Raw genomic sequence first — 21,970 nt, 5'->3', positions numbered from 1 at the left:
AGTCCAACACAGTGGGATAACAAAGGCTATTTAGGGAATTGTCAGTGGTGGTGTTTTAACAGGTGGTAATTGAGTGCAAACCATGCGATATTTGCCAGCAAATTGATTCCACAGTTGGAGTGAACCCATGTCTTATGCAGAACTAATCGAAGAGCAAAAAGAAGAAACGCGCGAAATTATTGCCGCACTACTTGAAGATGGCAGTGAGCCAGATGCTCTTTATACGATTGAGCACCATTTTTCAGCTGATACATTTGAAGAGCTAGAAGGTGCAGCTGTAGAAGCATTTAAACTTGGTTTTGAAGTACTAGAAGCTGAAGAGCTTGAGTTAGATCCAGAAGATGGCGGCGGTAAGGTTGTTTGCTTTGACGCGGTAATGGAATCGGCACTAAAAGCTGAATTGATCGATGAACAAGCTGAGAAGTTGATCAAACTTGCTGAAAAACACAAGATCGATTACGACGGTTGGGGTACTTACTTCGAGTCTGGTGAAGACGATGATGAAGAGTACGACGACGAAGAATAATCGTTAAAAATAGACGAATAATAAAAAAGCTAGCATTTTTGCTGGCTTTTTCGCCTTTTAGCTGTGGGGACTCGCACTTTTTATTCTGCTTAATGATCAAATTTTAATAATGATCACAGTGTGTTATTGAAAAACTGCGTAGATATACCTTTTTTATTATCAAGCTTACTGAGTGTACTCAGTGCTGGAGTTATGATGACAATTTCGCTTAATGGTCAATGGCAATTAACCTGTGTTCAGCGAGCGGCTTTACAAGATCTGCATATTGATTTACCAGGTGATGTTCATTCTGCACTTTTTGCTGCAGGTGAGATCCCGGATCCTTACTGGGCAACTAATGAAAAGAAAGTCCAATGGGTTGGGGAATGCGACTGGATCGTAAGTCGACAGTTCGACTTAACCGAAGCACAGTTAGCCTGTAATGCGATGGATTTAGTGATGGATCACCTTGATACCGTGGCTGAAATTCGTTTAAACGGTCACACCGTGGCTGATTTCAATAATATGTTTATGCGCCACAAAGTAGATGTATTAAGTTGTCTGCAAGTAGGCAGTAACCGTATTGAAATCGTATTACATCGTGCCGATCTTGCTGCTAAAAAGCGTGCTGATAAATTGCCATTTCCAGTGCCATGGGCGGAAGGAAACAACCAAATTCCACATATGAATACCTTGCGTAAAACCCAATGTCATGCGGGTTGGGACTGGGGTATTTGTTTATCTGTATTAGGGGTATATGGCGATATTGAATTACAGCCAATTGAGCATGTTCGTATTAGTCATATCAGTACTAAGCAAAAATGGTTAGAGCAAGAGTGTGAGCTTTCCGTTACGCTTAACTATGAAGTGGTGTCAGATAAAGGTTTAGCGACAGCTGCCGTCACGTTTGATGATCAAACCTTCCAGTTAACGCTTGATCGTGATGCAACCAAAGCTTGTGTGTTATTCCGTATTGTTGAGCCTCGTCGCTGGTGGCCTGCAGGTTACGGTAAACAACGCCTATACGATCTTAAAATTGAAGCCGATGGTAGTAAGATCGACAAGAAGATCGGTCTGCGTAAGCTTGAGTTGATCACTGAAGATGATGAGCTAGGCCAAAGTATGGTCTTTAAAGTGAACGATGTTGATATTTCAGCTCGTGGTGCAAACTGGATCCCAATGGATGCGATGCCTGCGCGTATGACTGATGAACGTTACCGTTCACTGTTAGAAGATGCGGTTGCCGCCAATATGAACATGCTACGCGTATGGGGTGGTGGCATGTATGAAAAAGACATCTTCTATGAGCTATGTGATGAGCTTGGGATCTTAGTATGGCAAGATCTTATGTTTGCCTGTGCGCTATATCCATCAACCCCTGACTTTGTGGCAGAAGTGCGTCAAGAAGTGGAATATCAGGTGCGTCGTCTAAAAGATCACGCCAGCCTTGCGCTATGGTGTGGTGATAACGAAGTAATCGGTGCAATCAGCTGGTACCCAGAGTCTCGTCAAAATCGTGAGAAATACTTGGTGAACTACGATCGCTTAAATCGCGCATTAGCTGAAGTGGTTGAGCAAGAAGATCCTTCTCGTCGTTTCTGGGCGAGTTCGCCATGTAACGGTGAGTTAGATTTTGGTGATGCTTGGCATGACGATAAACGTGGTGATATGCATTTTTGGGATGTGTGGCATTCAGGTAAAGACTTAGAAGCGTACCAAAGTGTTACTCCACGTTTCTGCTCTGAGTTTGGCTTTCAATCATAGTCATCTCTGCCTACAGTGAAGACGTTTGCACCAGAGCAAGACTGGAACATCACCTCACCAAGTTTTGAGTGTCACCAGAAAAACAGCCGTGGTAACTCAATCATCACTGAGATGTTTACCCGCTATTTCCGCTTTCCTAATGGTTTCGTTAATATGCTGTACTTATCGCAGGTACAACAGGCGATGGCGATCAAAACTGCAGTGGAATACTGGCGTGCTCATAAGCCAACGAACCGTGGCATTTTATACTGGCAATTAAATGATTGTTGGTCAGTAAGTTCATGGTCATCACTGGAATACAGTGGTCGTTGGAAGCAGTTGCATTACCATGTGCGTCGTTTCTTTGATCAGCAAATGGCGACCTTTATTCGTGATGAACAAGGGGTGAAACTGCATTTGATCAACGATGGTCGTGACAGTGCCGAGCTGAAAGGTGAAGTAGTATGGCAAAGTTGGGCAGGTGAGATCTTATATCGTGAACCGATTTCAGAGTTCTTAAACCCAGATAGCACGAAAGTGACGTGGGAGTGGTTGAATGAAGATCTTGAGGGACACGAGACAGAAGGTTTCTTCCATGTACATTTACGTAATGGCGAGAAGTTAATTGAAAATACCTACTTCCCAGCCAAGCCGAAAGAGTGTGAATTAGAAGATCCTGATCTGCGCTTTGAGGTAGCAGAGTTACATGGTGAGATCTTTGTGATGCTAAGTAGCAGTAAGCCTGCTTTCTATGTCCATCTTGAGTTTGAAGGGGAAGGGCGTTTTGAAGATTCAAGTTTCACTCTTGTCCCTGAGCACCAACGTCAAGTGAAATACATCGGCTCTGCAAGTGTTGATGAATTAGTGCAAGGTTTACGTGTTTATCACCTAAAACAAAGTTATTAATTCATACTACTTGTGAGAAATATAAAGCCTGCTGAGTCACTCTCCGCAGGCTTTTTTATTATCTTAACCTTACACCTTAATAACGGGTTAGAAGGTTTTTAGCATGTGAATTTCACAAGCATCATGCCCGGTACTGCCTAATGCGGTAGGAATATCAACGAAGCCCAGAGATTGATAGAGTTTCACTGCTTCTTTTAATACTTCTGTGGTTTCTAAATAGCAGCCTTTAAAGCCGTTTTCTCTGGCAAACTTTAACGCTTTAACGGTCAGTGTTCGTGCGAGTCCTTTGCCTCTGAGTTCGGGTAAGAAAAAGACTTTTTGTAGCTCACTCCACTGTGTATCACCCGCTAACGGTGCGATTCCACCACAGCCTAAAATCCGATTATTTTTTTCTATCACCCAATAGCGGCTATTCGCTGTTTGGTAGTGCTGACACAGATCATCAAGGTGGGGATCGGCAACACTAAAACCTTTATCAGGTGTTAATCCATATTCTGCTGATACCCGACGAATAAGCGCTGCAACGGCGGCATTATCCAGCGGTGTGATTGCTCTTATCGTATAACCTTGTTGATGTTCTGTGATCGTTAGCGCTTTGTAGTAACGGAGCAAACTACTTTCGAGTTGGTCGATTTCGTCTTGATCAAGCTGATCTAAAATCGCTTGGGTATCTTGATCGAGTTGGTGGTGCAAGGCGGTGAGAGTGCGTTTACCATTTGAGGTAAGTTGAGACAGTTGGCTACGTTTGTCGTCAGGATTTGGGACTGAATCAATAAGTCCTTGATTGAGCAACATAGCAAGATTACGGCTGGCATTGGATTTATCAACTCGTAGTCGCTCAGCCATTTGATTGACTGTGCAAGGGCCTTGCTCAAGTTCAATCAAGGTATGTGCTTGCACTGGGGTTAAGGCGAGTTGTCCACATTGGCTATTGAGCATGCCTAATTGACGGACTAATTGCCGAGAGAGTTGACGAAGTTGTTGTGGCTGCATGATCCATCCTTGAGTGTAATTGCACTACGCAATTAAATTAGTTGCAGCCTACAACAATGTCAACCTAACTTATGGTAATGATGCTGATATTAGTGCTGACAAGCCATTGCGTCTAACCATGTGTGTTGGTGTTTCTCTTCTTGGCTATTGTCTTTACGTTGCCACACACGCTCATGGAAGTAGTAGGCCATGGTATTAATCGCAGGCTCAATCATTGCCATTAAGCTACCAATAAGAACGTCGCCAGTTAGTAAGTACACTACGCTAAATGCAACGCTGAAATGAACAATGGCAAAGCTAACAGTTTTACGAATTGGTGTGCTAAAGCGTGACTGTTTAAGTGTTTTGCTTTGCCATACTTTTTCATGGAAATAGAAGGCTACGGTGTTAACCATAGGCTCGATCATTGCGATTAAACTACCAATAATAATGTCGCCTGTAAGAAGGTAAGCCACTGTAAAAGCAACAGTAAAATGGATGGCGGCAAAACTGATTGTCTTTTTCATAATCTGATCCTCAATTCGATGAAGTCATTATCATGAAAAAACATCAATAACTAAATTCGTTAATTTATATTCTACTAATAGGTAAAAGCTATTATCTATTCCAAGGTAGCAAATTGGAGATATAAAAAAACCGACAGCCTAAGCCATCGGTTTTTATCAATAGAAATTATTGGTGCAGATTATAGCGCAGCGATAGTTTCTTTTTGCTCAGCAAGTTTAGCAAGTGCTTCTTGGTAGCCTTCAAGCTTCTCACGCTCTTTAGCGATAACTGCTTCTGGCGCTTTAGCAACGAAACCTTCGTTACCTAGCTTACCTTCGATACGCTTGATTTCACCCTCAGTCTTGGCGATTTCTTTCGCTAGACGTGCAAGCTCTGCATCTTTATTGATTAGGCCTGCCATTGGGATCATTAGCTCAGATTTCGCTACCAGTGCTGTTGCACATGCTGGTGTTTCTGCGCCAGCTTCTAGTACGTTTAGTGACTCTAGTTTTGCTAGCGACATTAGCACTGTACGGTTAGCTTCAAGGCGTGCTGCATCTTTTTCATCAGCCGCTTTTAGCATTACGTCAAGTGGTTTGCTTGGCGCAATATCGTATTCCGCACGTAGGTTACGGATACTAGTGATAAAGCCTTTCACCCACTCGATATCAGCTAGAGCTTCAGCGTCGAAGTTGTTTTCATCGTACTGAGGTAGAGCTTGTAGCATGATAGTGTCACCTTCAACACCGTCTACTAGCGGCTTCACGCTCTGCCAGATAGTTTCAGTGATGTAAGGTAGTACTGGGTGAGCAAGACGTAGTGTCTTCTCAAGGACTGTGATTAGGGTACGGCGCGTTGCACGTTGTTGTGCTTCAGAGCCTTTCCATAGAACTGGTTTAGTCAGCTCTAGGTACCAGTCACAGAATTGGTTCCAGATGAATTCGTATAGCGTATTCGCTGCCATATCTAGACGGAAGTTGTCGATATGTGCGTTGAATTCTTTTGCTGCTAGCTCGAACTGAGATTCGATCCACTTATCAGCTAGAGAGTATTCAAGCTCGCTACCTGCAGCAAAACCACAATCTTGATCTTCTGTGTTCATCAGTACGTAACGGCTTGCGTTCCATAGCTTGTTACAGAAGTTACGGTAACCTTCAAGACGCTTCATATCCCAGTTGATGTCACGGCCTGTTGAAGCCATTGCTGCTAGGGTGAAACGTAGTGCGTCTGTACCGTATGGTTCGATACCATTTTCAAATGTCTTACGGGTATTCTTTTCGATCTTCGCTGCAAGTTGAGGCTGCATCATGTTACCAGTGCGCTTCTCAACCAGAGATTCAAGATCAATACCGTCGATCATGTCGATTGGGTCAAGTACGTTACCCTTAGACTTAGACATCTTATCGCCGTTTTCATCACGGATCAGACCCGTTACGTAAACTGTCTTGAATGGTACTTGAGCTTTGCCGTCTTCATCTTTACAGAAGTGCATGGTCATCATGATCATACGTGCAACCCAGAAGAAGATGATGTCAAAGCCTGTCACCAATACATCTGAAGGGTGGAACGTTTGAAGATCTGCAGTGTTTTCAGGCCAGCCTTGCGTACCGAATGTCCATAGTGCAGAAGAGAACCATGTATCTAATACGTCATCGTCTTGGCGAAGAACCACAACAGGTGCAAGGTTGTTGTTTGCACGCACTTCTTCTTCTGTACGACCTACGTAAACATTACCGTTGTTGTCGTACCATGCTGGGATGCGGTGACCCCACCAAAGTTGACGAGAGATACACCAGTCTTGAATGTCACGCATCCAAGAGAAGTACATGTTTTCGTACTGCTTAGGTACAAATTTGATGTCACCGTTTTCAACCGCTTCTACCGCAGGTTTCGCCAGCGGTGCAGTACGTACGTACCATTGGTCAGTTAGCATTGGTTCGATAACCACGCCACCACGGTCGCCGTATGGTACTTGTAGGTCGTGATCTTTGATCTCTTCTAGAAGACCTAGTTCATCGAACTCAGCAACGATAGCTTTACGTGCAGCGAAACGCTCCATACCGTGGTATTTCGCAGGTAGCTCCGCGCTGTATGCGTCGCTTGGCTCACCGTTTGTATTAAATACTTCTGCCGCGTCACGAATGTTAGCGTCAAAAGTTAGAATGTTGATCATAGGTAGGCTATGACGCTTACCTACTTCGTAGTCGTTGAAATCGTGCGCAGGGGTGATCTTCACACAACCTGTGCCTTTTTCCATGTCAGCGTGTTCATCACCAACGATAGTAATACGACGGCCTACGATAGGTAGAATGATCTCTTTACCAATCAGATCCATGTAACGTGGATCTTCTGGGTTCACAGCAACACCAGTATCACCTAGCATGGTTTCAGGACGTGTGGTTGCAACAACGATGTAGTCTTTACCGTCTGCTGTTTTCACGCCATCTGCTAGTGGGTAGCGGAAGTGCCACATGTGGCCTTTGGTGTCTTTATTTTCTACTTCTAGATCTGAAATCGCAGTGTGTAGCTTAGGATCCCAGTTAACTAGACGCTTACCGCGGTAGATAAGATCGTCTTCGTATAAACGAACGAATACTTCTTGTACGGCATTTGATAGACCATCATCCATCGTGAAGCGCTCACGATCCCAGTCTACTGATGCACCAAGACGACGAAGCTGTTTAGTGATTGTGCCACCAGATTCGCCTTTCCATTCCCAGATCTTGTCGATGAAAGCATCACGACCGTAGTCGTGCTTAGTTTTGCCTTCTTCAGCAGCAATCTTACGCTCCACAACCATTTGGGTAGCAATACCTGCGTGGTCAGTACCAACCTGCCATAAGGTGTTTTTACCTTTCATACGCTCACAACGGATCAGGGTATCCATGATGGTATCCTGGAACGCGTGGCCCATGTGTAGGCTACCAGTGACGTTTGGTGGTGGGATCATAATGCTGTAAGCATCTTTAGATGTATCACCATGAGGCTTAAAGTAACCAGCCTCTTCCCAGCGCTGATATAGCGCTTGTTCAATTGATTGTGGGTTGTATGTCTTTTCCATAGCGCTCTTAGAAGGAATCTATGTGGAATTTAGGGCGTCTCAGTAGCAGCGGCAGTCGTAATTTGAATGCCTGCAAGGCGATATGCCTTGTAACGCTCGCGCGCTAACTGCTTGAGCTTTTCGTCGCAAGGAACGAAGTCTACCACTTGTGCAAAGGTTACGGCAAAATTTGGTGCAGTTTCCGCTAAATTAATTAGCGTGGCACGATGCCCTGTATGACGCAATGTTGCCCAGCCAATCTCAACGGGAGAGCCACCATTAGGGCCTTCACCGACGAGATTGTGAGGAACAAAACTGTCGGGATCTTGTTGCCATAGATATTCATCTATTTGTTCTGCTTGCTGTTTATTTGCGGCAAGAAGATAAACTTTATTGCCTTGTCGGTAACTCATGGCTGCTAGATGACAGGCAAAATGGCACTGAAAATCTGTATCAGCACTTTCTTGCTTATCATCGATTATATAAAACGTAGCATGAGTCATGGTTTTTGTTCCTAAAGAAAAGGGCCTTGCGGCCCTTTTCGATGTCTTTTACTCGACAACCTCTTGGCCAGCTCGGTTTAACAAGAATTGGACAAGTAGAGGGACAGGTCGACCTGTTGAACCTTTCGCTGCACCGCCTTTCCAAGCTGTACCTGCGATATCAAGGTGTGCCCAGTTGTATTTCTTAGTAAAGCGAGATAAGAAACAACCCGCAGTGATCGTACCTGCACCTGGAGTACCCAAGTTTGCCATATCTGCAAATGGGCTCGCGATTTGCTCTTGGTATTCGTCACTCATTGGTAAACGCCAAGCGCGGTCGCCTGATTGCTCAGAAGCATTAATGATTTCGTGAGCAAGTGGATTATGGTTACCCATTAAACCACTGATGTGATTACCCAGTGCGACAACACAAGCACCTGTTAGGGTTGCTACATCGATAACACATTCAGGTTCAAAACGTTCAACGTACGTTAGTGCATCACACAGTACTAAACGGCCTTCAGCATCAGTATTTAATACTTCAACGGTTTGACCTGACATGGTAGTTAAGATGTCGCCGGGACGATAAGCGTTACCACCTGGCATATTTTCACAGCCCGCTAACACACCTACCACGTTAATTGGTAAGTTTAGCTTAGCAAGCGCTTTCATTGCGCCAAAAACAGATGCAGCACCACACATGTCGTACTTCATCTCATCCATTTGTGCGCCAGGCTTAATAGAGATACCGCCTGAATCAAACGTTAAGCCCTTACCAACTAGGACAATCGGTTTTGCTTCTGGATCTGGGTTACCTTTATATTCGATAACTGACATCATGGCTTCGTTCTTCGAGCCACGACCAACCGCGAGGTATGATGTCATACCAAGAGATTGCATTTCTTGCTCACCGATGATTTTAGTTGAAACTGTTTCAAAATCATCAGCAAGACGACGAGCTTGCGACGCAAGGTAAGCTGGGTTTGCCACGTTCGGCGGCATATTACCTAAGTCTTTACTTGCACGCACACCTGAAGCAATAGCTAAGCCGTGAGAAATAGCACGCTCACCTAAAGATAATTCACGGCGAGTTGGTACATTAAATACCAATTTGCGCAGTGGGCGACGAGTTTCAGGTTTGTTGCTCTTAAACTGATTGAAGGTATATAGGCTGTCTTTGGTGGTTTCAACCGCTTGACGTACCTTCCAGTAAGTATCACGACCTTTAACATGCAGTTCAGTTAAGAAGCAAACGGCTTCCATTGAACCTGTTTCATTTAAGGTGCTGATTGTTTTGGTGATGATCTGCTTATATTGGCGTTCATCAAGTTCACGTTCTTTACCACAACCAACCAGAAGCACACGCTCTGATAGTACATTTGGTACATGGTGTAGTAAGAGCATTTGCCCTGGCTTACCTTCAAGGTCGCCGCGACGCAGTAAGGAGCTAATATAACCATCACTGATTTTATCTAGCTGTTCCGCGATTGGAGAGAGGCGACGTGGTTCAAAGACGCCAACGACAATACAAGCACTACGCTGTTTCTCGGGGCTGCCGCTTTTTACACTGAACTCCATGCGTACTCCTAACATCCTAATAAAGACAATTAACGCTAAATGTTGGATAATACCACACTTGTTTGCTCTACCGAGATTTCGGTATACGCTTAGAATGCGGTCTTTCATTTAGCTGAAAGATAAAAAAATAACTGATTTAACGAAAAACTATAGTGATTCCATCAAAAAAACAAGTTTTCTATGGGAATATAACGCGTGATTATTGTTAGGTATTTGACGAGAGAGACATTAAAGAGCCAAATTGCGGTACTTTTTGTTCTTTTCCTTGTCTTTATTAGCCAAAAGTTTATTCGTATTTTAGCCGATGCAAGCGATGGCTCGATCCCGAGTGATCTCATTATGACCTTGATGGGATTATCTATTCCTTCAATGGCATTATTAATGCTCCCCTTAAGTCTTTACATTGGCATACTGCTGACTTTCGGTCGCCTTTACGCGGAAAGTGAAATCACAGTAATGAATGCGACGGGGATGGGTAACAAGCTATTGCTTCAATCAGCTTTAGCCTTAGCCATCATCACTGGTTCAATTGCTGCTGTGAATGCGTTATGGCTCGCTCCTTGGTCACAAGATCATGTTGAGCAAGTAATGGAGAAGGCAAAAGCTGGGCCTGGCATAAATATGCTGGTGAAAGGGAGGTTCCAAGATACCCCTGATGGTAAAGGCGTGGTGTTTGTTGATGACATTACCGAGAAAGGCTCAAAATTAAGTAAAGTCTTCATTGCCCAATTAAAAGCGACAGAGAGCTTACAACCTAGTGTGATGGTCGCTGATCGTGGCTTGATCACCGAGCAACCTGATGGCCGTCAAATGCTAGAGCTTAATGACGGTACCCGCTATGAAGGTATCCCTACCCAATTAAATTACTCCATTACACATTTCAATAATTACCAAGCCTTAATTGGTCAACGTGAAGTGAAGCAAGGCAATCGTGATTGGGAGGCGATACCAACTTTTGATTTAATGAAAGAGGGTAGCCTTGCCGCAAAAGCTGAATTGCAATGGCGTTTTTCTTTGATCTTATGTATTCCGCTATTAGTGATGATTGTTGTACCACTGTCTGCGGTCAACCCTCGCCAAGGACGATTTGCTAAATTAGCGCCAGCGGTGCTGATTTATTTAGCGTATTTCTTAGCGATCTCATCAGCAAAATCAGCGATAGAAGATGGCATTATTCCATCTGGTATTGGAATGTGGCCGATTAATATTGCAACCTTGCTGGTGGCACTTGGCTTAAATAGTTGGGATTCTATGCCTGTTCGACGCCTTAAAGATAAATTACGGAGACGCAGTTAATGTTTAAAATTCTCGACTGGTATATAGGTCGAACGATCATTGCAACGTCAGCCTTGACGTTATCAACGTTAGTTGGTTTGTCTGCGATCATTAAATATGTTGAGCAGCTGCGTAAAGTAGGGCAAGGCAGCTATGATCTGTTAAAAGCGTTGTATTTCGTATTGTTATCAATGCCGCAAGATATCATCATGTTTTTTCCAATGGCGGTATTACTAGGCGCGTTAATTGGCTTAGGTATCTTGGCATCAAGCTCTGAGCTAGTGGTGATGCAAGCATCAGGCTTCTCTAAACTAGATATTGGTCTGTCGACGTTAAAGACAGCCGTGCCTATGATGATCATCGTGGTATTACTAGGTCAGTGGGGCGCACCTCAAGCGCAGAAAATGGCTCGTGAATATCGTTCTGCTTGGATATATGGCGGCAGTGTTATTGCTGCGCAAAGTGGTGTATGGGCGAAAAACGATAACGACTTTATTTACATGGGACGTGTTCACGATCTGAATAAAGTTGATGTTGTTAATATCTGGAAGTTTGATAATAAAGGTAAACTTGAAGATGTTACGTCAGCGAAAACCGCGAGTTATGATCAATCGACGGGCTGGACAATGCATGATGTGACGATCACTGATACTGCAGGTAATAGTAAGTTAACTAATAGTCATGTGGCATCAATGAAGTGGGACACCACAATGACGCCAGATAAGCTAGCGGTTGTAACAGTGAAACCAGAAGAGTTACCGTTATCTGGCCTTTATAACTATGTCAGCTACTTAAAAGAGTCGAAACAAGATGCGTCTCGTTATGAACTGGCATTTTGGCGTAAAGCACTACAGCCGTTTTCTATTGCAGTAATGATGCTGTTAGCACTCTCGTTTGTCTTTGGTCCACTACGAAGTGTGACGATGGGCGCTCGTGTTTTATCTGGTGTGATTTTTGGTTTTGCTTTTTATATTTCAGATCAGGTCTTTGGTCCGATGATCTTGGTATATCGACTACCACCCATTATCGGTGCATTAGGGCCAAGTTTAGTCTTCCTATTTATTACGATTTATTTGTTAAGACGTAAACTTTAAAACAAAGAAAGGAGCCTCAAGGCTCCTTTTTTATTGGTTAACGAATGTCTTTGGTGACGATCATTTCACATTCAGCCATGACATCTTGTAACGCTCGACGCTTGGTATTGAAAGCCATGAAATTACCTAAACCGAACGCAGATGTAGTGGCACGGATCAACGCTTGAGTTGTAGTCAGTGATGAACCATCTTTATTTTGTAGCTTGAGTTTCCATGCTCGCATTCCTAGTGTTTGTCCGCCATGTGTCCAAAAGTAGGTATAGAAACCAATAATCACGGCAGCTAAGTAACCTGTGTAAATAGAGCTAGCCAAAGGATGTAATGTTAAGTAGGCACTTACATCTTCATGACCAGAAATATCAAGAATATCAAAATGAAGTAGTAGAGCGATCAGTGCCATAGCTATACCGCCAGCGAGCATTAAGATGGCAGCAACGACTAGCGCATCATAAAACCATGCGGCAAAGCGACGAAATAAAGTAGGGTATTGTGGGGTTGTATTATGTTGTGCTGACTTTGTCATAGAACATCCGAGTTTGGCTAGTTTATCCATTTATAGGGGGAGTGTAACAGCAAAAGATAGGGCAGAGAATGTCTGATATTGCTACAGAATGTGTAATGAATAACTCTCGTCAACGACTTGTTTATCTACAATAAAGTGCGGGTTGGATAAAAAATTACCATTTAATCGCTTTGAACTGATTTTTAAACGATAAATGCTTGCCTAGCAGCATTGTATACGTATAATAGCCGACATCAGCCCGAGTGGTGAAATTGGTATACACGACGGATTCAAAATCCGTTTCCTTCGGGAGTGACGGTTCAAGTCCGTCCTCGGGCACCAAATTTCAAACAAAGCCTCAATCGAAAGATTGGGGCTTTGTTGTATCTAGCATAATCAATACCTTAGATTCGCTTTCACCTTGTCATCAATCAAAGGAAGCGGGTTTAAGCCTCCCATTACTCAACTCAATTCCTTTCATTAAAACTCCAATTTTTGACGCTCCGGTCTATATCTGGTCTTTAGCTAAAGAGTTTCTGTGCCTGTCACTTGTTAGTACGTTTAAGGCTTTCTGGTACGGCTGAGAAATTAGCAGGCTATTATGCGAGTATTGGCATGAGTGGATGGAGAGTGGGTTCCTGAACTGGTCTGGTAAATTGGTAGTGTTCATAATTTCTTTCTTTTAGTTAAATTTGCACTGTATCATAAGAAAACTATTACATTACTTTATTTAACAGGAATATTAAATGCTGGCTAATTGGGATTGGAATTGGAGTTGGTTGTCAATTCCATTATTAATATCATTTTTTGGTTGGATATGTACCTTCTTATTTAAAGCATTTGACTCGCATAGAGTATTTAAAATAAAACGATACGAGTTAATACATAACTGCTTTAAAGATAGTGATTTAGTGTCTACAAGATTTATTGTTGAGAACACAATTAAGTCAATTTATAAAATAAACATTAAATATTCTCAAATAGTTCAGCTCTTTGAAAATGAAAATAGTCTAAAACTTTTTGATATGTATAGACAGTCTGTTAATTTTATTATTTTTGATGGGAATGGAGTGAAAATGAAAAAAGAATATACATTGTTATATTCTTTAAGAATTTCTACTTATTATTTTTTGCTGTATCTAATTTGTTGTATTTCTAGTTTCGTATTATTCTATATATGTTATTACTTTTCATATAATGGTCTATTTAATAATGAATATCTCACGTATAATTTTGTATGGGCTTTGATTAGCATGTTTTTCGGTATTTTATCTATTATAGCAGCTTTTGACCTTTTAATTAATCCTGGTAGTGTAAGGAAAGCAAAAGAATTTGTTCAATTATATAATGATGGTCTGACGACAATTACACCTAAAAAATATTTTTACTAAATACTCAAGGCCGTCATAACTCCAATTTCAAGCACATATTACTTCTTTGATATTGCTACCGAAATTGGAGTTAGCATGAAGAAGAAATTTAAGTTTACTACTACCAACCTCAAATCCCTTCCACGTAACCCATCTGATTCACCATCCACTGAGTTAGAGTTTTCCGATACCGAAGTCATTGGCTTAAAATGCTTATCAGGTAAAACTGATAGCAAACGCTTCTTACTGCGTTATCAATTTAATGGCAAAAAGAAAAGTATCGCTATTGGTCGCTTTCCAGATGTAGACCTAACAATGGCTAGGAAGATTGCTCGCCAGTACAAAGCTCAAATTGCACAAGGACAAGATCCAAAGCAAGAACGGGATATGGTTAAAGCAATGCCAACTGTGGGTGAGTTCTTTCACCAGACTTACTTGCCGTTAGCGAAGAAACGTAAACGGACATGGAAAGACGATATGCAGCGATTTAATGATCACTGTCATAAGATAGCCCACCTCAAGTACAGCGATTTGAATGCAACTCATGTGCTGCAAATTCAGTTAGCCATGAACAATGAGACTAAATTGCGAAAAGCCTATGCTCCTGCAACGTGTAACAGAGTAACGGCATTACTCAAGACTGTTGGGAAATTAGCGACACAGCTATTAGACATACCTAATGTTGCTGAACGTGTTTCACTGCTACCAGAGAACAATGCAAGAACCCGTTATTGTGATGTGGCTGAAACTAAACGAATCATCAGAGCTGCGCTCGCTTATGACTGCAAAAGTACAGGGGCATTTATTGCCTTGCTGTTTCTGATCGGTTGTCGTGAATCAGAATTGCGGTTGCGTAAGTGGGAAGAGTTAGATTTAGTGCAAGGTGTTATGAAAATACCACGGACTAAAAATGGGACATCCCATATCATTTATCTATCTGAGTACATGATCGATAAATTCAAATCCATTCCTCGTATTACCACTAATCCTTATGTGTTTGCAGGTAACATTATCGGTAAGCCGATAAGCCGTCCTCAATACGCTTACGAAGTCATTAAGCAACGAGCTAACATTAATAACCCTGATGAAGTCGTGTTACATACGGCTCGACATTCTGTAGCCAGTAATCTGATTTCTAATGGTGCAGACATCAGTGCAGTGCAGAAATTACTAAACCATCGTTGCATCGAAAGCACCTTACGTTATGCAAAGCTAAGTGAGGGTAAACAACGAGAAACATCACAACGATTATCAAGCCTTATCACGGATTACAACCCATTAGACACGGATAAGTAGCACAATCTATTAACCTAAATATTGCCCCATGTTCATTACGAGCATGGGGCATTTTTGTATCTGGAGAAAATGAAATGAAACTAATTAAAAAAATTCATGATATTGCTCGCCTAGGGTTAGCTCCCGACATTGAACAAGCGTTAATACATCACCTTATTGAGCCGTTTGATTTTTATATTGAATCAGCACAAGACGTATGGAATGAAATTAATACCACGCTCTACTATATCGAGCCAAGTGATAGCGATGAGACATTAAGCATGGAAGATGAAGCTGATCAATCGATGCTGCGTTTTGTAAAAAATTATCCTGAGTTCGTTGATGCTATTAGTGATAGCTACTTGCTTGCACTTGCCATTTTTAACAGTGATGGCGGTGGTTGTTATGTATTTGCGCCAAAATCGAGCCAAACCCATATCGTAAATGAATTGAAAACCCACCTAGATAACTAAGGAGAAGTACCATGTCAAACAAAAAGAAAAACGATGTAGCACTGAAAAATAACGTGGCTGAAATTGATGCGCTAGAAATGGAAGCCACACAAGATAACGTTGAGATTGATGAAACCGTATCAAAGGAAGTAAATCCTGAAGTACCAGCCATTGATAAACATCTACTGGGTTACACATTAATTGTCGAAAATGGTAAAGCTCTAAAACTAAGCCCTAAGACGCAAAACCATGTGTTCTACCAGATTGCCGCTCAAGATGATGATGGATCACTTCACATTCGTTTAAGTGGTAATGAGGGGGGCGGATTACACTCTAAAGAATGGATTTCAGTGAATGCCATTGTTGAAGTGCTTGATGCAATGAAAGAGCAGCCTTTTAAAATCGGTATTTAAAGGTGGTAGCACGAATAATGCAGCCTTTCTTGCTGCCGTGTTACGAAGTGATGAAATTGGCTTGCTTACACAATCTGAAAAGAGTGTATTCATTCATAAATTGTCGGCAGATTATGAGGAGCGAAAAACCACACTGCTTAATCTGAAATAACTCACATCAATACCATTCATACCACTCACGTTCGCTGAGTACCTTCCACACCAAAATCTAAAGAGAAAATGTATGCACTTAACATTTAACGTTGAGCGATTGCTGCTGCCTGTAACAGTAGATTTGCAGCAGAAATTACAACACATAGCTACCCAACATGATTTACCTACCACATCAACGTCAGCATTAACCTTTAACTTTCGTGACACTGGATACAGTGCTGAAAGTGGTGGCTGGCTCCTGTTGAAATTCGAATCGAGCAGGAAAATCGTCAATGGCATTTCAGTTACATCACGGACTTTAGTTATGTTGGACATCCTTACCCTGAGCTGGCTAAGGAAGTTGATTTTGACTTTGATAATAATCGAGCAAGCGTTTTATACAGTTGGGAAGAACTAATAACAGATAGCCGAGTTATAGAGTTCTATCAAATGTGGGAACGCAACTTTGTGGCTTATGTAGAGATGGAGGTGTTTGACGAAATCAAAGTAGCAGCAGAAAACCAATGAGAAAGTAAAAGACCAGAGCGTGACAGGAGTAACAGTCATGGTCGACACCATAATTTGCGCCAGTCCATTAGCCCACCAGTGACAAGAGTTAATGGGCTGGCGTTTTTCGTTTTAAGACAAGCTCTCACGGATACGTCACCCGTGAGTAAAAGAGGTAAATAGCATGAGTAAAATTGGTCGGTCATTAACAGCTTCGGTTGTTGTGACTCAAGATAAAAATGAAACACGTTATGAAATCAAGCCATCAAGTAAAGGTGCAATGGAAGGTGCTGCAACAGGAATGGTCATTGGGCGTATCTTTGGCCCAGTCGGAATGGCGACTGGTGCATTAGTTGGTGGGACATTGGGTTATGTGTTGGGGAGTGATGACGATTAAGTGATAGAAGATGTAAAGCGGTAAAAAATAAATTTCACCGCATTTACCGACTGCCGACCGTTAAATTTTCATACGGTCGGCATGTCGTTAAATTTCAATTTTTTTTATGTTTTTAGGTATTATCCTGATTGTTTTTTTCTTATCTGATTTTGGCTGGTAACTGGATTTTTTAATTAATTCTAGGTTAATGTCTAAATTTTCTATTGTTATATTATCATTAAAAATATTTAAGTATACATTCTTATTGTCGATTGTTTTTTCGAATGTTTTTTCATCTATTTTAAATGATGAGAAAGAACTTTCTATTATGATAGTGAGGTAAAATCCATAATCATTTTTAATTAAGAATATAGCATTGTTTGTTTTTGGTTTGTTTGTTCCAAACTCGACGTTTATACTATCCATTACTGTATAGGCTGACTGAGTGTTTATATTGTCAGGGTTAAATATGGAATTGTTATTTGGATAGATAGTTCTTATGATATCTATCATCCAGCTTCTTTTTATTTCAGTAACTTCAGAAATTTCCGTATATAGTAGTTTTAGTTTGGTTAATGTTTTTTTTCTATAATTATTTTTCTTTTTCTTTTTCTTTTTCTTTTTCTTTTTCTTTTTCTTTTTCTTTTTATCTTCATTGTCTTCATTGTTTATTAAATTAGTGAGGTTGTATTTTACCTCTAAATTAAATGTTGTGTCTGAAATGTCTATCTTTATATAATTTTCATTTATGATATTTTGTTTTTTAATTATTAATATATCGCCTGATTCAATTAATGTGGAATTGGAGTTTAAATAATCATCAAGAACTGAATTTTTATCTAACTTTGATATTAAGCTATAAATTGAACTTTTCTTATAAAATTTAAAATTTGTTATTTTTTGTAAATTTTCAAAAATCTTCTCAATTTCATTTCGTTTTAAGTAAAAGTATTCTTGAAAGATTAACCAAAGCAGTGCTTGGTTTCTTTTACGTATGTTTTTATCAAGTTCTGTCTTATCTAGATATATTGAAATCATTTTGTTCATTTTTTTTGGACAAACTTAGAATCTGTTTCTGTACCCGAAAGCCTAAAGATGAAAAACGAAAATTGCAATCATATGATTAACCCTTAATTATCAATTGGTTATGAATTGTTTGTGTCAGGGGGGAGAATGGGGATATTGCTATCATAGCCGTACTTTTTACGAAGTGTTGTTCTTTAACAATTAATCCCAGCAGTGTGTTGCTCAAAGCATGTGCACACTTTACACCTAATAAAGGAATTTATCATGTTAAATCTATCTTCTTATAGTCGCTTTAACTCTTTAGACTCAATTAGTAAGCAGCAGGCTGTATTGCGTAAACCATACCGTTTGCCATTTACAGTTACTGATGTCGAACTGACAGTTCAAGCGATAAAAAAAGACGATAACCTTTACATACAAGATGGCAGTTATTCATTGTTATCGAAAGATATTGCAGAAACAAACTATTACCTACAAACTTTTTCTATTTACTTAGCAAAGACTGTATCAGGTTCTGTTTCTGTTTTATTGGTTAAAAGAGAATCGAATAATTCTTGGCATCAATCTTTGGTTAAGGCGGTGAATACTGCTATAGATAAACCTATTGTTCTTAGTTCCAATCACGATAAAGAATGCTACGAGTACGATATCATTGACGATATTACTATTCCTGATATTACACAGATTGAAGCTGACACTGCATTAAATGATCTATTTTCTGATTATGCGATAGAAAATAAACAAGACTTAATTAAGTTTGGTTTCATCGAAGAACCTGAAGAAGAGTTTTCCCTGCCAGAGGTAACAGAATATGATCTATCAATGGATGGTATCCTTGATGATTTAACTGATTCTATTCAACGAAAGTCTTCATTTGATGGTGAAGAAATTGATCCTGAATTTGCTAAGTTGTTTGAATAATGGCACATAGTCGAATATTAAAATCGGCTACAGTTGATACGTACTTGTTGTCTTTGTCAAAAAGAGAGCTGGTACGTATTGAACCATTATTTTTAAATAAATTAATCAATAATATTGGTCGATTAAATAATGTTGGTTTAGATAAGGGGAAGATTAATGCTGCTATTATGAAGTTAAGACAGCTTTCTTGCTCTATACCTAATTGTAAGCCGTTTTATACCAAAACAGGTAGAGAAACATATATAGGTGCTTCTATTACTCAAATAAACAAAAAACTTTGGCCTTACTTTGTTAAGCCTGAGTTTGGCTTTGCCTATGTGTTATTTGATTATTCCCAACAAGAACCTGCTATTTCTGCTGTTAAGTCAAATGATATTGATCTTCTTAATATTTATAAAGAAAGTGACATATATGAATTTCTTAATAATGAAGTTACTAGTAATAAGTTTGATAGGAAGAAATTTAAAAAAATATTTCTTCCTTATTTTTACGGAGCTGAAGATGAGGCAATTATAGAACTGGTGCATGTTAGTAAAGATGAACTTTTAGAATATCGAAGAAAGTTAGATTTCAAGTTGAGAAAAGTGAATCAGTGGTTAGATAGAACTGCTTGGAATGCTTATGCTAATGGATATATTCGGTCACTAGATCTTGAATTAGAAGTTGATAAAAATACACCTGTATTAATGCTAAGAAATTGGTTGGTACAAGCATCTGGCGCAGATATATCAAGAAGAGTATGTGTTGAATTATATAAACGAAAAATACCTCTCTTGTTAACTGTATATGATGCATTTCTTGTAAAGATTGAATTATCTAAATACGAAGAACAAATAAAACAAGTTAAAGATGCTTTATCTTTAGCCAGTAGTCAAGTATTAGATGGTTTTTCACTAAACACAAATATCGAATTAATTATTAAATAAGGAGCTTATTATGGCTGAGAAAATCAACCCTGTTGATGCTGTTCTAAATGCAATTAATACTGAATGTTTTTGTATTGACAAAGAAACAAAAGAAGTATTATTTAAAGAAAAAAATAAGACTATTAATTATGTTTATGGATTAAATTCTAAAAAGGCTGAAAAATATTTTCGTAAAATTGCAAAGGATAGGAAATTAAGACTTAGAAAATCTAATATTGATGAAATTGTGGCTGAAATATCAACGTATGATAAAGATGATATTTGTGAAGATCTAGTGTCTATTAGAAGCTTTTATTCGATAAATAATGATTCTGTAATCATTGATTTAGGAGATGGTAACTCAGTTACTCTAAAAGATGGTAATGTTGAGTACAACAAAGATATTGATGGAGTTTGTTTTCGTTCATTAGACACAATGATTTCAATGGCAGAGCCTAATTTAGACTGCGAATTTAAAACTGTATTTAAGGTTTTGAAAAAATACGTTAATTGTACAGATAAGCAATTAGGATTATTTGTTGCCTATATGACTTATATATTAGCTCATCCTAAACAGTGTAAATTAGCTTATCCTTTGTTATTTATTCAAGCAGAGCAAGGTTCTGGTAAATCGTTTATCACGAATAATATTTTACGTGGTTTGCTAGATCCAAATGTTAACAGTTCATTGAGATTACCTAAAAAAGAGAAAGATTTTGCCATCCACTGCAATAGTACGTTTTTACTTCAATATGATAATTTAAGTAAAATCAGAAAAGATACTAGCGATTTACTTTGTATCGCAGTAACTAAGGGTAACGTGGCGACTAGAGCATTATATACTGATAGTGGACTGTCTAGCTTGCATTTACATGCTCCTATTGTCATTAATGGTATTCATTCTTCAGTACAGGAAAGTGACCTAGCGTCACGTTGTTTATGGCTACAGCTACCTAAATTACCGAGTGCAGCAAGAAGAGCTGAGGGGGAATTGTTAGCTGAGTTTGAGCAAGATAAGCCAATGATATTTGGTTGTCTATTGAAGCTCGCAGCCATATTGAGACAGGCTGAGAAGAATGCGATTGTTAAATACCAGTCACGTATGATGGATTTTGTTAAGTGGTTATCTGCAATGGAGTCAGTATTAGGACAAAAAGAGGGAACATTGCAGTTAATGTATCAAGAGAATGTAAAATCCTTGTCAGCTAGTGGAATTAAAGATGATGCTCTTGTTATTGCTCTTGAGAAGCTAATTAAGGCTGAATGTAAGGTGAAACCATGGTCTGGAACACCGTCAATGTTATTGAGGCATTTGGCTGATTATGAGCCAAGTAGATATCTACCGTCAGGCGCATCTGCACTAACAAGGAAGCTTAATGCGCTAGAAGTTAGCCTAGAAGCTGCTGGGATTTATTTTGAGTTGGGTAAATCAACTGAACGCTACGTCAAAATTAGCGGAAAACCGCTGAAAAATTAAAATTTGCCGACTGTCGACTGTGTGAAAAATTGACGGTCAGCAGTCGGTAAAATGGTAAAAAAGAGGCTAAGTGTCGTAGTGATGCTTGGCCTTTTTTTGTATGTAAGGTAATGAATTTAAAAATTGATGACCGTCTGAATATTGCTTTGCTGAAATTAATTAAGAGTTTAAATGATGGTGAAGCATGGAAGGGCACACCATCTGCCTTACTAGACAAACTGTATGAATTTGAGAGTAGTACGTTTTTGCCTAAAGGAGCTGCTGCATTAACGGCAAAGATGAAAGGGCAAGAGAGTAGCCTGAATGCCAACGGTATCTATTTTAAGATGGGGCGTGATAGTGAGCGTTATGTGATGGTATCGGGTAAAGTTCTTTAAAATTTAGTTTTAGGTGTTTAGGTTGACAGTGGCGGAGGATTTTTAGGTCGCCACCGTCAATGTTTTGTGGCAGTTCTAGTTTTTATAGTAGTACTGTTAATTTTTGCCACATATACAGTTTTTTATATTGATATT

The 21,970-nt window shown here is 39.9% G+C and carries 20 protein-coding genes, 1 tRNA gene and 1 pseudogene; 15 read left to right on the top strand and 7 right to left on the bottom strand.

Features of this window, described 5'->3' with window-relative positions:
* The first annotated feature begins 127 nt into the window (after positions 1-127).
* Together rraB and Q7674_RS19755 are read left to right on the top strand one after the other, a co-directional pair.
* Positions 128-526, top strand: a complete 399-nt coding sequence (rraB, locus tag Q7674_RS19760; RefSeq protein WP_008989772.1) for a ribonuclease E inhibitor RraB — start codon at positions 128-130, stop codon at positions 524-526.
* A 195-nt stretch (positions 527-721) separates the two neighbouring features.
* A pseudogene (locus Q7674_RS19755) lies at positions 722-3,154 on the top strand (beta-mannosidase).
* Between the two features lie 87 nt (positions 3,155-3,241).
* Here Q7674_RS19755 and Q7674_RS19750 read toward each other — a convergent pair.
* The 5 genes from Q7674_RS19750 to pepA form a co-directional block, all read right to left on the bottom strand.
* Entirely contained in the window at positions 3,242-4,147 is a 906-nt protein-coding gene (locus Q7674_RS19750; protein WP_045063575.1) for a bifunctional helix-turn-helix transcriptional regulator/GNAT family N-acetyltransferase, read from the bottom strand.
* Between the two features lie 89 nt (positions 4,148-4,236).
* Positions 4,237-4,653 carry a DUF2061 domain-containing protein gene (locus Q7674_RS19745; protein WP_045063577.1) on the bottom strand — a complete coding sequence of 139 codons (417 nt, stop codon included), beginning with the start codon at positions 4,651-4,653 and terminating at the stop codon, positions 4,237-4,239.
* A gap of 179 nt (positions 4,654-4,832) precedes the next feature.
* On the bottom strand, positions 4,833-7,694 hold the full coding sequence (locus Q7674_RS19740) for a valine--tRNA ligase (RefSeq protein WP_045063578.1): 2,862 nt from the start codon (positions 7,692-7,694) through the stop codon (positions 4,833-4,835).
* Positions 7,695-7,723: 29 nt separating this feature from the next.
* Positions 7,724-8,176, bottom strand: coding sequence for a DNA polymerase III subunit chi (locus Q7674_RS19735; RefSeq protein WP_008989767.1), 453 nt, complete (start codon positions 8,174-8,176; stop codon positions 7,724-7,726).
* A gap of 48 nt (positions 8,177-8,224) precedes the next feature.
* Positions 8,225-9,733 carry a leucyl aminopeptidase gene (pepA, locus tag Q7674_RS19730; protein ID WP_107229652.1) on the bottom strand — a complete coding sequence of 503 codons (1,509 nt, stop codon included), beginning with the start codon at positions 9,731-9,733 and terminating at the stop codon, positions 8,225-8,227.
* 195 nt (positions 9,734-9,928) lie between these two features.
* Here pepA and lptF point away from each other — a divergent pair, with 195 nt between their 5' ends.
* Both lptF and lptG read left to right on the top strand, forming a co-directional pair.
* Positions 9,929-11,029 carry an LPS export ABC transporter permease LptF gene (gene lptF, locus Q7674_RS19725; protein WP_045063580.1) on the top strand — a complete coding sequence of 367 codons (1,101 nt, stop codon included), beginning with the start codon at positions 9,929-9,931 and terminating at the stop codon, positions 11,027-11,029.
* A complete protein-coding gene (lptG, locus tag Q7674_RS19720; protein WP_045063581.1) occupies positions 11,029-12,102 on the top strand; it encodes an LPS export ABC transporter permease LptG in 1,074 nt (357 codons plus the stop codon). Before lptF ends, lptG begins: the two co-directional genes overlap by 1 nt.
* A 37-nt stretch (positions 12,103-12,139) precedes the next feature.
* Here the strand turns inward: lptG and Q7674_RS19715 are convergent, their stop codons facing one another.
* Positions 12,140-12,625 (bottom strand): RDD family protein, encoded by a 486-nt coding sequence (locus Q7674_RS19715; RefSeq protein WP_045063583.1) that lies wholly within the window; start codon positions 12,623-12,625, stop codon positions 12,140-12,142.
* Between the two features lie 236 nt (positions 12,626-12,861).
* Here Q7674_RS19715 and Q7674_RS19710 point away from each other — a divergent pair.
* The 7 genes from Q7674_RS19710 (at position 12,862) to Q7674_RS19680 (ending at position 17,150) form a co-directional block, all read left to right on the top strand.
* Positions 12,862-12,946 (top strand) — tRNA-Leu (locus Q7674_RS19710).
* A gap of 404 nt (positions 12,947-13,350) precedes the next feature.
* Positions 13,351-13,995: a hypothetical protein gene (locus tag Q7674_RS19705; protein WP_045063585.1), complete on the top strand. Its 645-nt coding sequence runs from the start codon at positions 13,351-13,353 to the stop codon at positions 13,993-13,995.
* Between the two features lie 75 nt (positions 13,996-14,070).
* Complete coding sequence (locus Q7674_RS19700) at positions 14,071-15,270, top strand: site-specific integrase (protein WP_045063586.1); 1,200 nt, start codon at positions 14,071-14,073, stop codon at positions 15,268-15,270.
* A 74-nt stretch (positions 15,271-15,344) separates the two neighbouring features.
* A complete protein-coding gene (locus Q7674_RS19695) occupies positions 15,345-15,722 on the top strand; it encodes a hypothetical protein (protein ID WP_045063588.1) in 378 nt (125 codons plus the stop codon).
* Positions 15,723-15,733: 11 nt separating this feature from the next.
* Positions 15,734-16,114 carry a hypothetical protein gene (locus tag Q7674_RS19690; protein ID WP_052679870.1) on the top strand — a complete coding sequence of 127 codons (381 nt, stop codon included), beginning with the start codon at positions 15,734-15,736 and terminating at the stop codon, positions 16,112-16,114.
* Between the two features lie 384 nt (positions 16,115-16,498).
* Entirely contained in the window at positions 16,499-16,774 is a 276-nt protein-coding gene (locus Q7674_RS21890; RefSeq protein ID WP_336603122.1) for a DUF2787 family protein, read from the top strand.
* A gap of 163 nt (positions 16,775-16,937) precedes the next feature.
* Positions 16,938-17,150, top strand: a complete 213-nt coding sequence (locus tag Q7674_RS19680) for a YMGG-like glycine zipper-containing protein (RefSeq protein ID WP_045063590.1) — start codon at positions 16,938-16,940, stop codon at positions 17,148-17,150.
* An 87-nt stretch (positions 17,151-17,237) separates the two neighbouring features.
* Here Q7674_RS19680 and Q7674_RS19675 read toward each other — a convergent pair whose 3' ends face one another.
* A complete protein-coding gene (locus Q7674_RS19675; RefSeq protein ID WP_170106600.1) occupies positions 17,238-18,176 on the bottom strand; it encodes a hypothetical protein in 939 nt (312 codons plus the stop codon).
* A 243-nt stretch (positions 18,177-18,419) separates the two neighbouring features.
* Here Q7674_RS19675 and Q7674_RS19670 point away from each other — a divergent pair, with 243 nt between their 5' ends.
* The 4 genes from Q7674_RS19670 to Q7674_RS19655 all read left to right on the top strand — a co-directional run bounded on the left by Q7674_RS19670 (position 18,420) and on the right by Q7674_RS19655 (position 21,835).
* Positions 18,420-19,076 (top strand): hypothetical protein, encoded by a 657-nt coding sequence (locus Q7674_RS19670; protein ID WP_045063594.1) that lies wholly within the window; start codon positions 18,420-18,422, stop codon positions 19,074-19,076.
* The gene (locus tag Q7674_RS19665; protein WP_305423176.1) at positions 19,076-20,002 is read left to right on the top strand and encodes a DNA polymerase; all 927 of its coding nucleotides are present in this window, start codon (positions 19,076-19,078) and stop codon (positions 20,000-20,002) included. Before Q7674_RS19670 ends, Q7674_RS19665 begins: the two co-directional genes overlap by 1 nt.
* A 10-nt stretch (positions 20,003-20,012) precedes the next feature.
* Positions 20,013-21,458: an AICE element replication initiation protein gene (locus Q7674_RS19660; protein ID WP_045063597.1), complete on the top strand. Its 1,446-nt coding sequence runs from the start codon at positions 20,013-20,015 to the stop codon at positions 21,456-21,458.
* A 110-nt stretch (positions 21,459-21,568) separates the two neighbouring features.
* Positions 21,569-21,835 carry an AICE-type RepA C-terminal domain-containing protein gene (locus Q7674_RS19655; RefSeq protein ID WP_045063599.1) on the top strand — a complete coding sequence of 89 codons (267 nt, stop codon included), beginning with the start codon at positions 21,569-21,571 and terminating at the stop codon, positions 21,833-21,835.
* The last annotated feature ends 135 nt before the right edge of the window (positions 21,836-21,970 follow it).

Origin of the sequence: Photobacterium leiognathi (genome assembly GCF_030685535.1) — a bacterium.
In the GTDB taxonomy this organism is placed as follows: Bacteria; Pseudomonadota; Gammaproteobacteria; order Enterobacterales; family Vibrionaceae; genus Photobacterium; species Photobacterium leiognathi.
Note: the sequence above shows the minus strand (reverse complement) of the source record. Positions and strands in the feature narration are given on the sequence as shown.

Excerpts from the sequence above, each read along its gene's own strand:
- Q7674_RS19690 (WP_052679870.1), top strand. The coding sequence starts at position 15,734 with ATGTCAAACAAAAAGAAAAACGATGTAGCACTGAAAAATAACGTGGCT.
- Q7674_RS19675 (WP_170106600.1), bottom strand. The coding sequence starts at position 18,176 with ATGAACAAAATGATTTCAATATATCTAGATAAGACAGAACTTGATAAA.
- Q7674_RS19695 (WP_045063588.1), top strand. The coding sequence starts at position 15,345 with ATGAAACTAATTAAAAAAATTCATGATATTGCTCGCCTAGGGTTAGCT.
- Q7674_RS19715 (WP_045063583.1), bottom strand. The coding sequence starts at position 12,625 with ATGACAAAGTCAGCACAACATAATACAACCCCACAATACCCTACTTTA.
- rraB (WP_008989772.1), top strand. The coding sequence starts at position 128 with ATGTCTTATGCAGAACTAATCGAAGAGCAAAAAGAAGAAACGCGCGAA.
- Q7674_RS19740 (WP_045063578.1), bottom strand. The coding sequence starts at position 7,694 with ATGGAAAAGACATACAACCCACAATCAATTGAACAAGCGCTATATCAG.
- Q7674_RS19660 (WP_045063597.1), top strand. The coding sequence starts at position 20,013 with ATGGCTGAGAAAATCAACCCTGTTGATGCTGTTCTAAATGCAATTAAT.
- Q7674_RS19705 (WP_045063585.1), top strand. The coding sequence starts at position 13,351 with ATGCTGGCTAATTGGGATTGGAATTGGAGTTGGTTGTCAATTCCATTA.
- Q7674_RS19745 (WP_045063577.1), bottom strand. The coding sequence starts at position 4,653 with ATGAAAAAGACAATCAGTTTTGCCGCCATCCATTTTACTGTTGCTTTT.
- Q7674_RS19700 (WP_045063586.1), top strand. The coding sequence starts at position 14,071 with ATGAAGAAGAAATTTAAGTTTACTACTACCAACCTCAAATCCCTTCCA.
- Q7674_RS19680 (WP_045063590.1), top strand. The coding sequence starts at position 16,938 with ATGAGTAAAATTGGTCGGTCATTAACAGCTTCGGTTGTTGTGACTCAA.
- Q7674_RS19750 (WP_045063575.1), bottom strand. The coding sequence starts at position 4,147 with ATGCAGCCACAACAACTTCGTCAACTCTCTCGGCAATTAGTCCGTCAA.
- Q7674_RS19655 (WP_045063599.1), top strand. The coding sequence starts at position 21,569 with ATGAATTTAAAAATTGATGACCGTCTGAATATTGCTTTGCTGAAATTA.
- Q7674_RS19670 (WP_045063594.1), top strand. The coding sequence starts at position 18,420 with ATGTTAAATCTATCTTCTTATAGTCGCTTTAACTCTTTAGACTCAATT.
- pepA (WP_107229652.1), bottom strand. The coding sequence starts at position 9,733 with ATGGAGTTCAGTGTAAAAAGCGGCAGCCCCGAGAAACAGCGTAGTGCT.
- Q7674_RS19735 (WP_008989767.1), bottom strand. The coding sequence starts at position 8,176 with ATGACTCATGCTACGTTTTATATAATCGATGATAAGCAAGAAAGTGCT.
- Q7674_RS19665 (WP_305423176.1), top strand. The coding sequence starts at position 19,076 with ATGGCACATAGTCGAATATTAAAATCGGCTACAGTTGATACGTACTTG.
- lptG (WP_045063581.1), top strand. The coding sequence starts at position 11,029 with ATGTTTAAAATTCTCGACTGGTATATAGGTCGAACGATCATTGCAACG.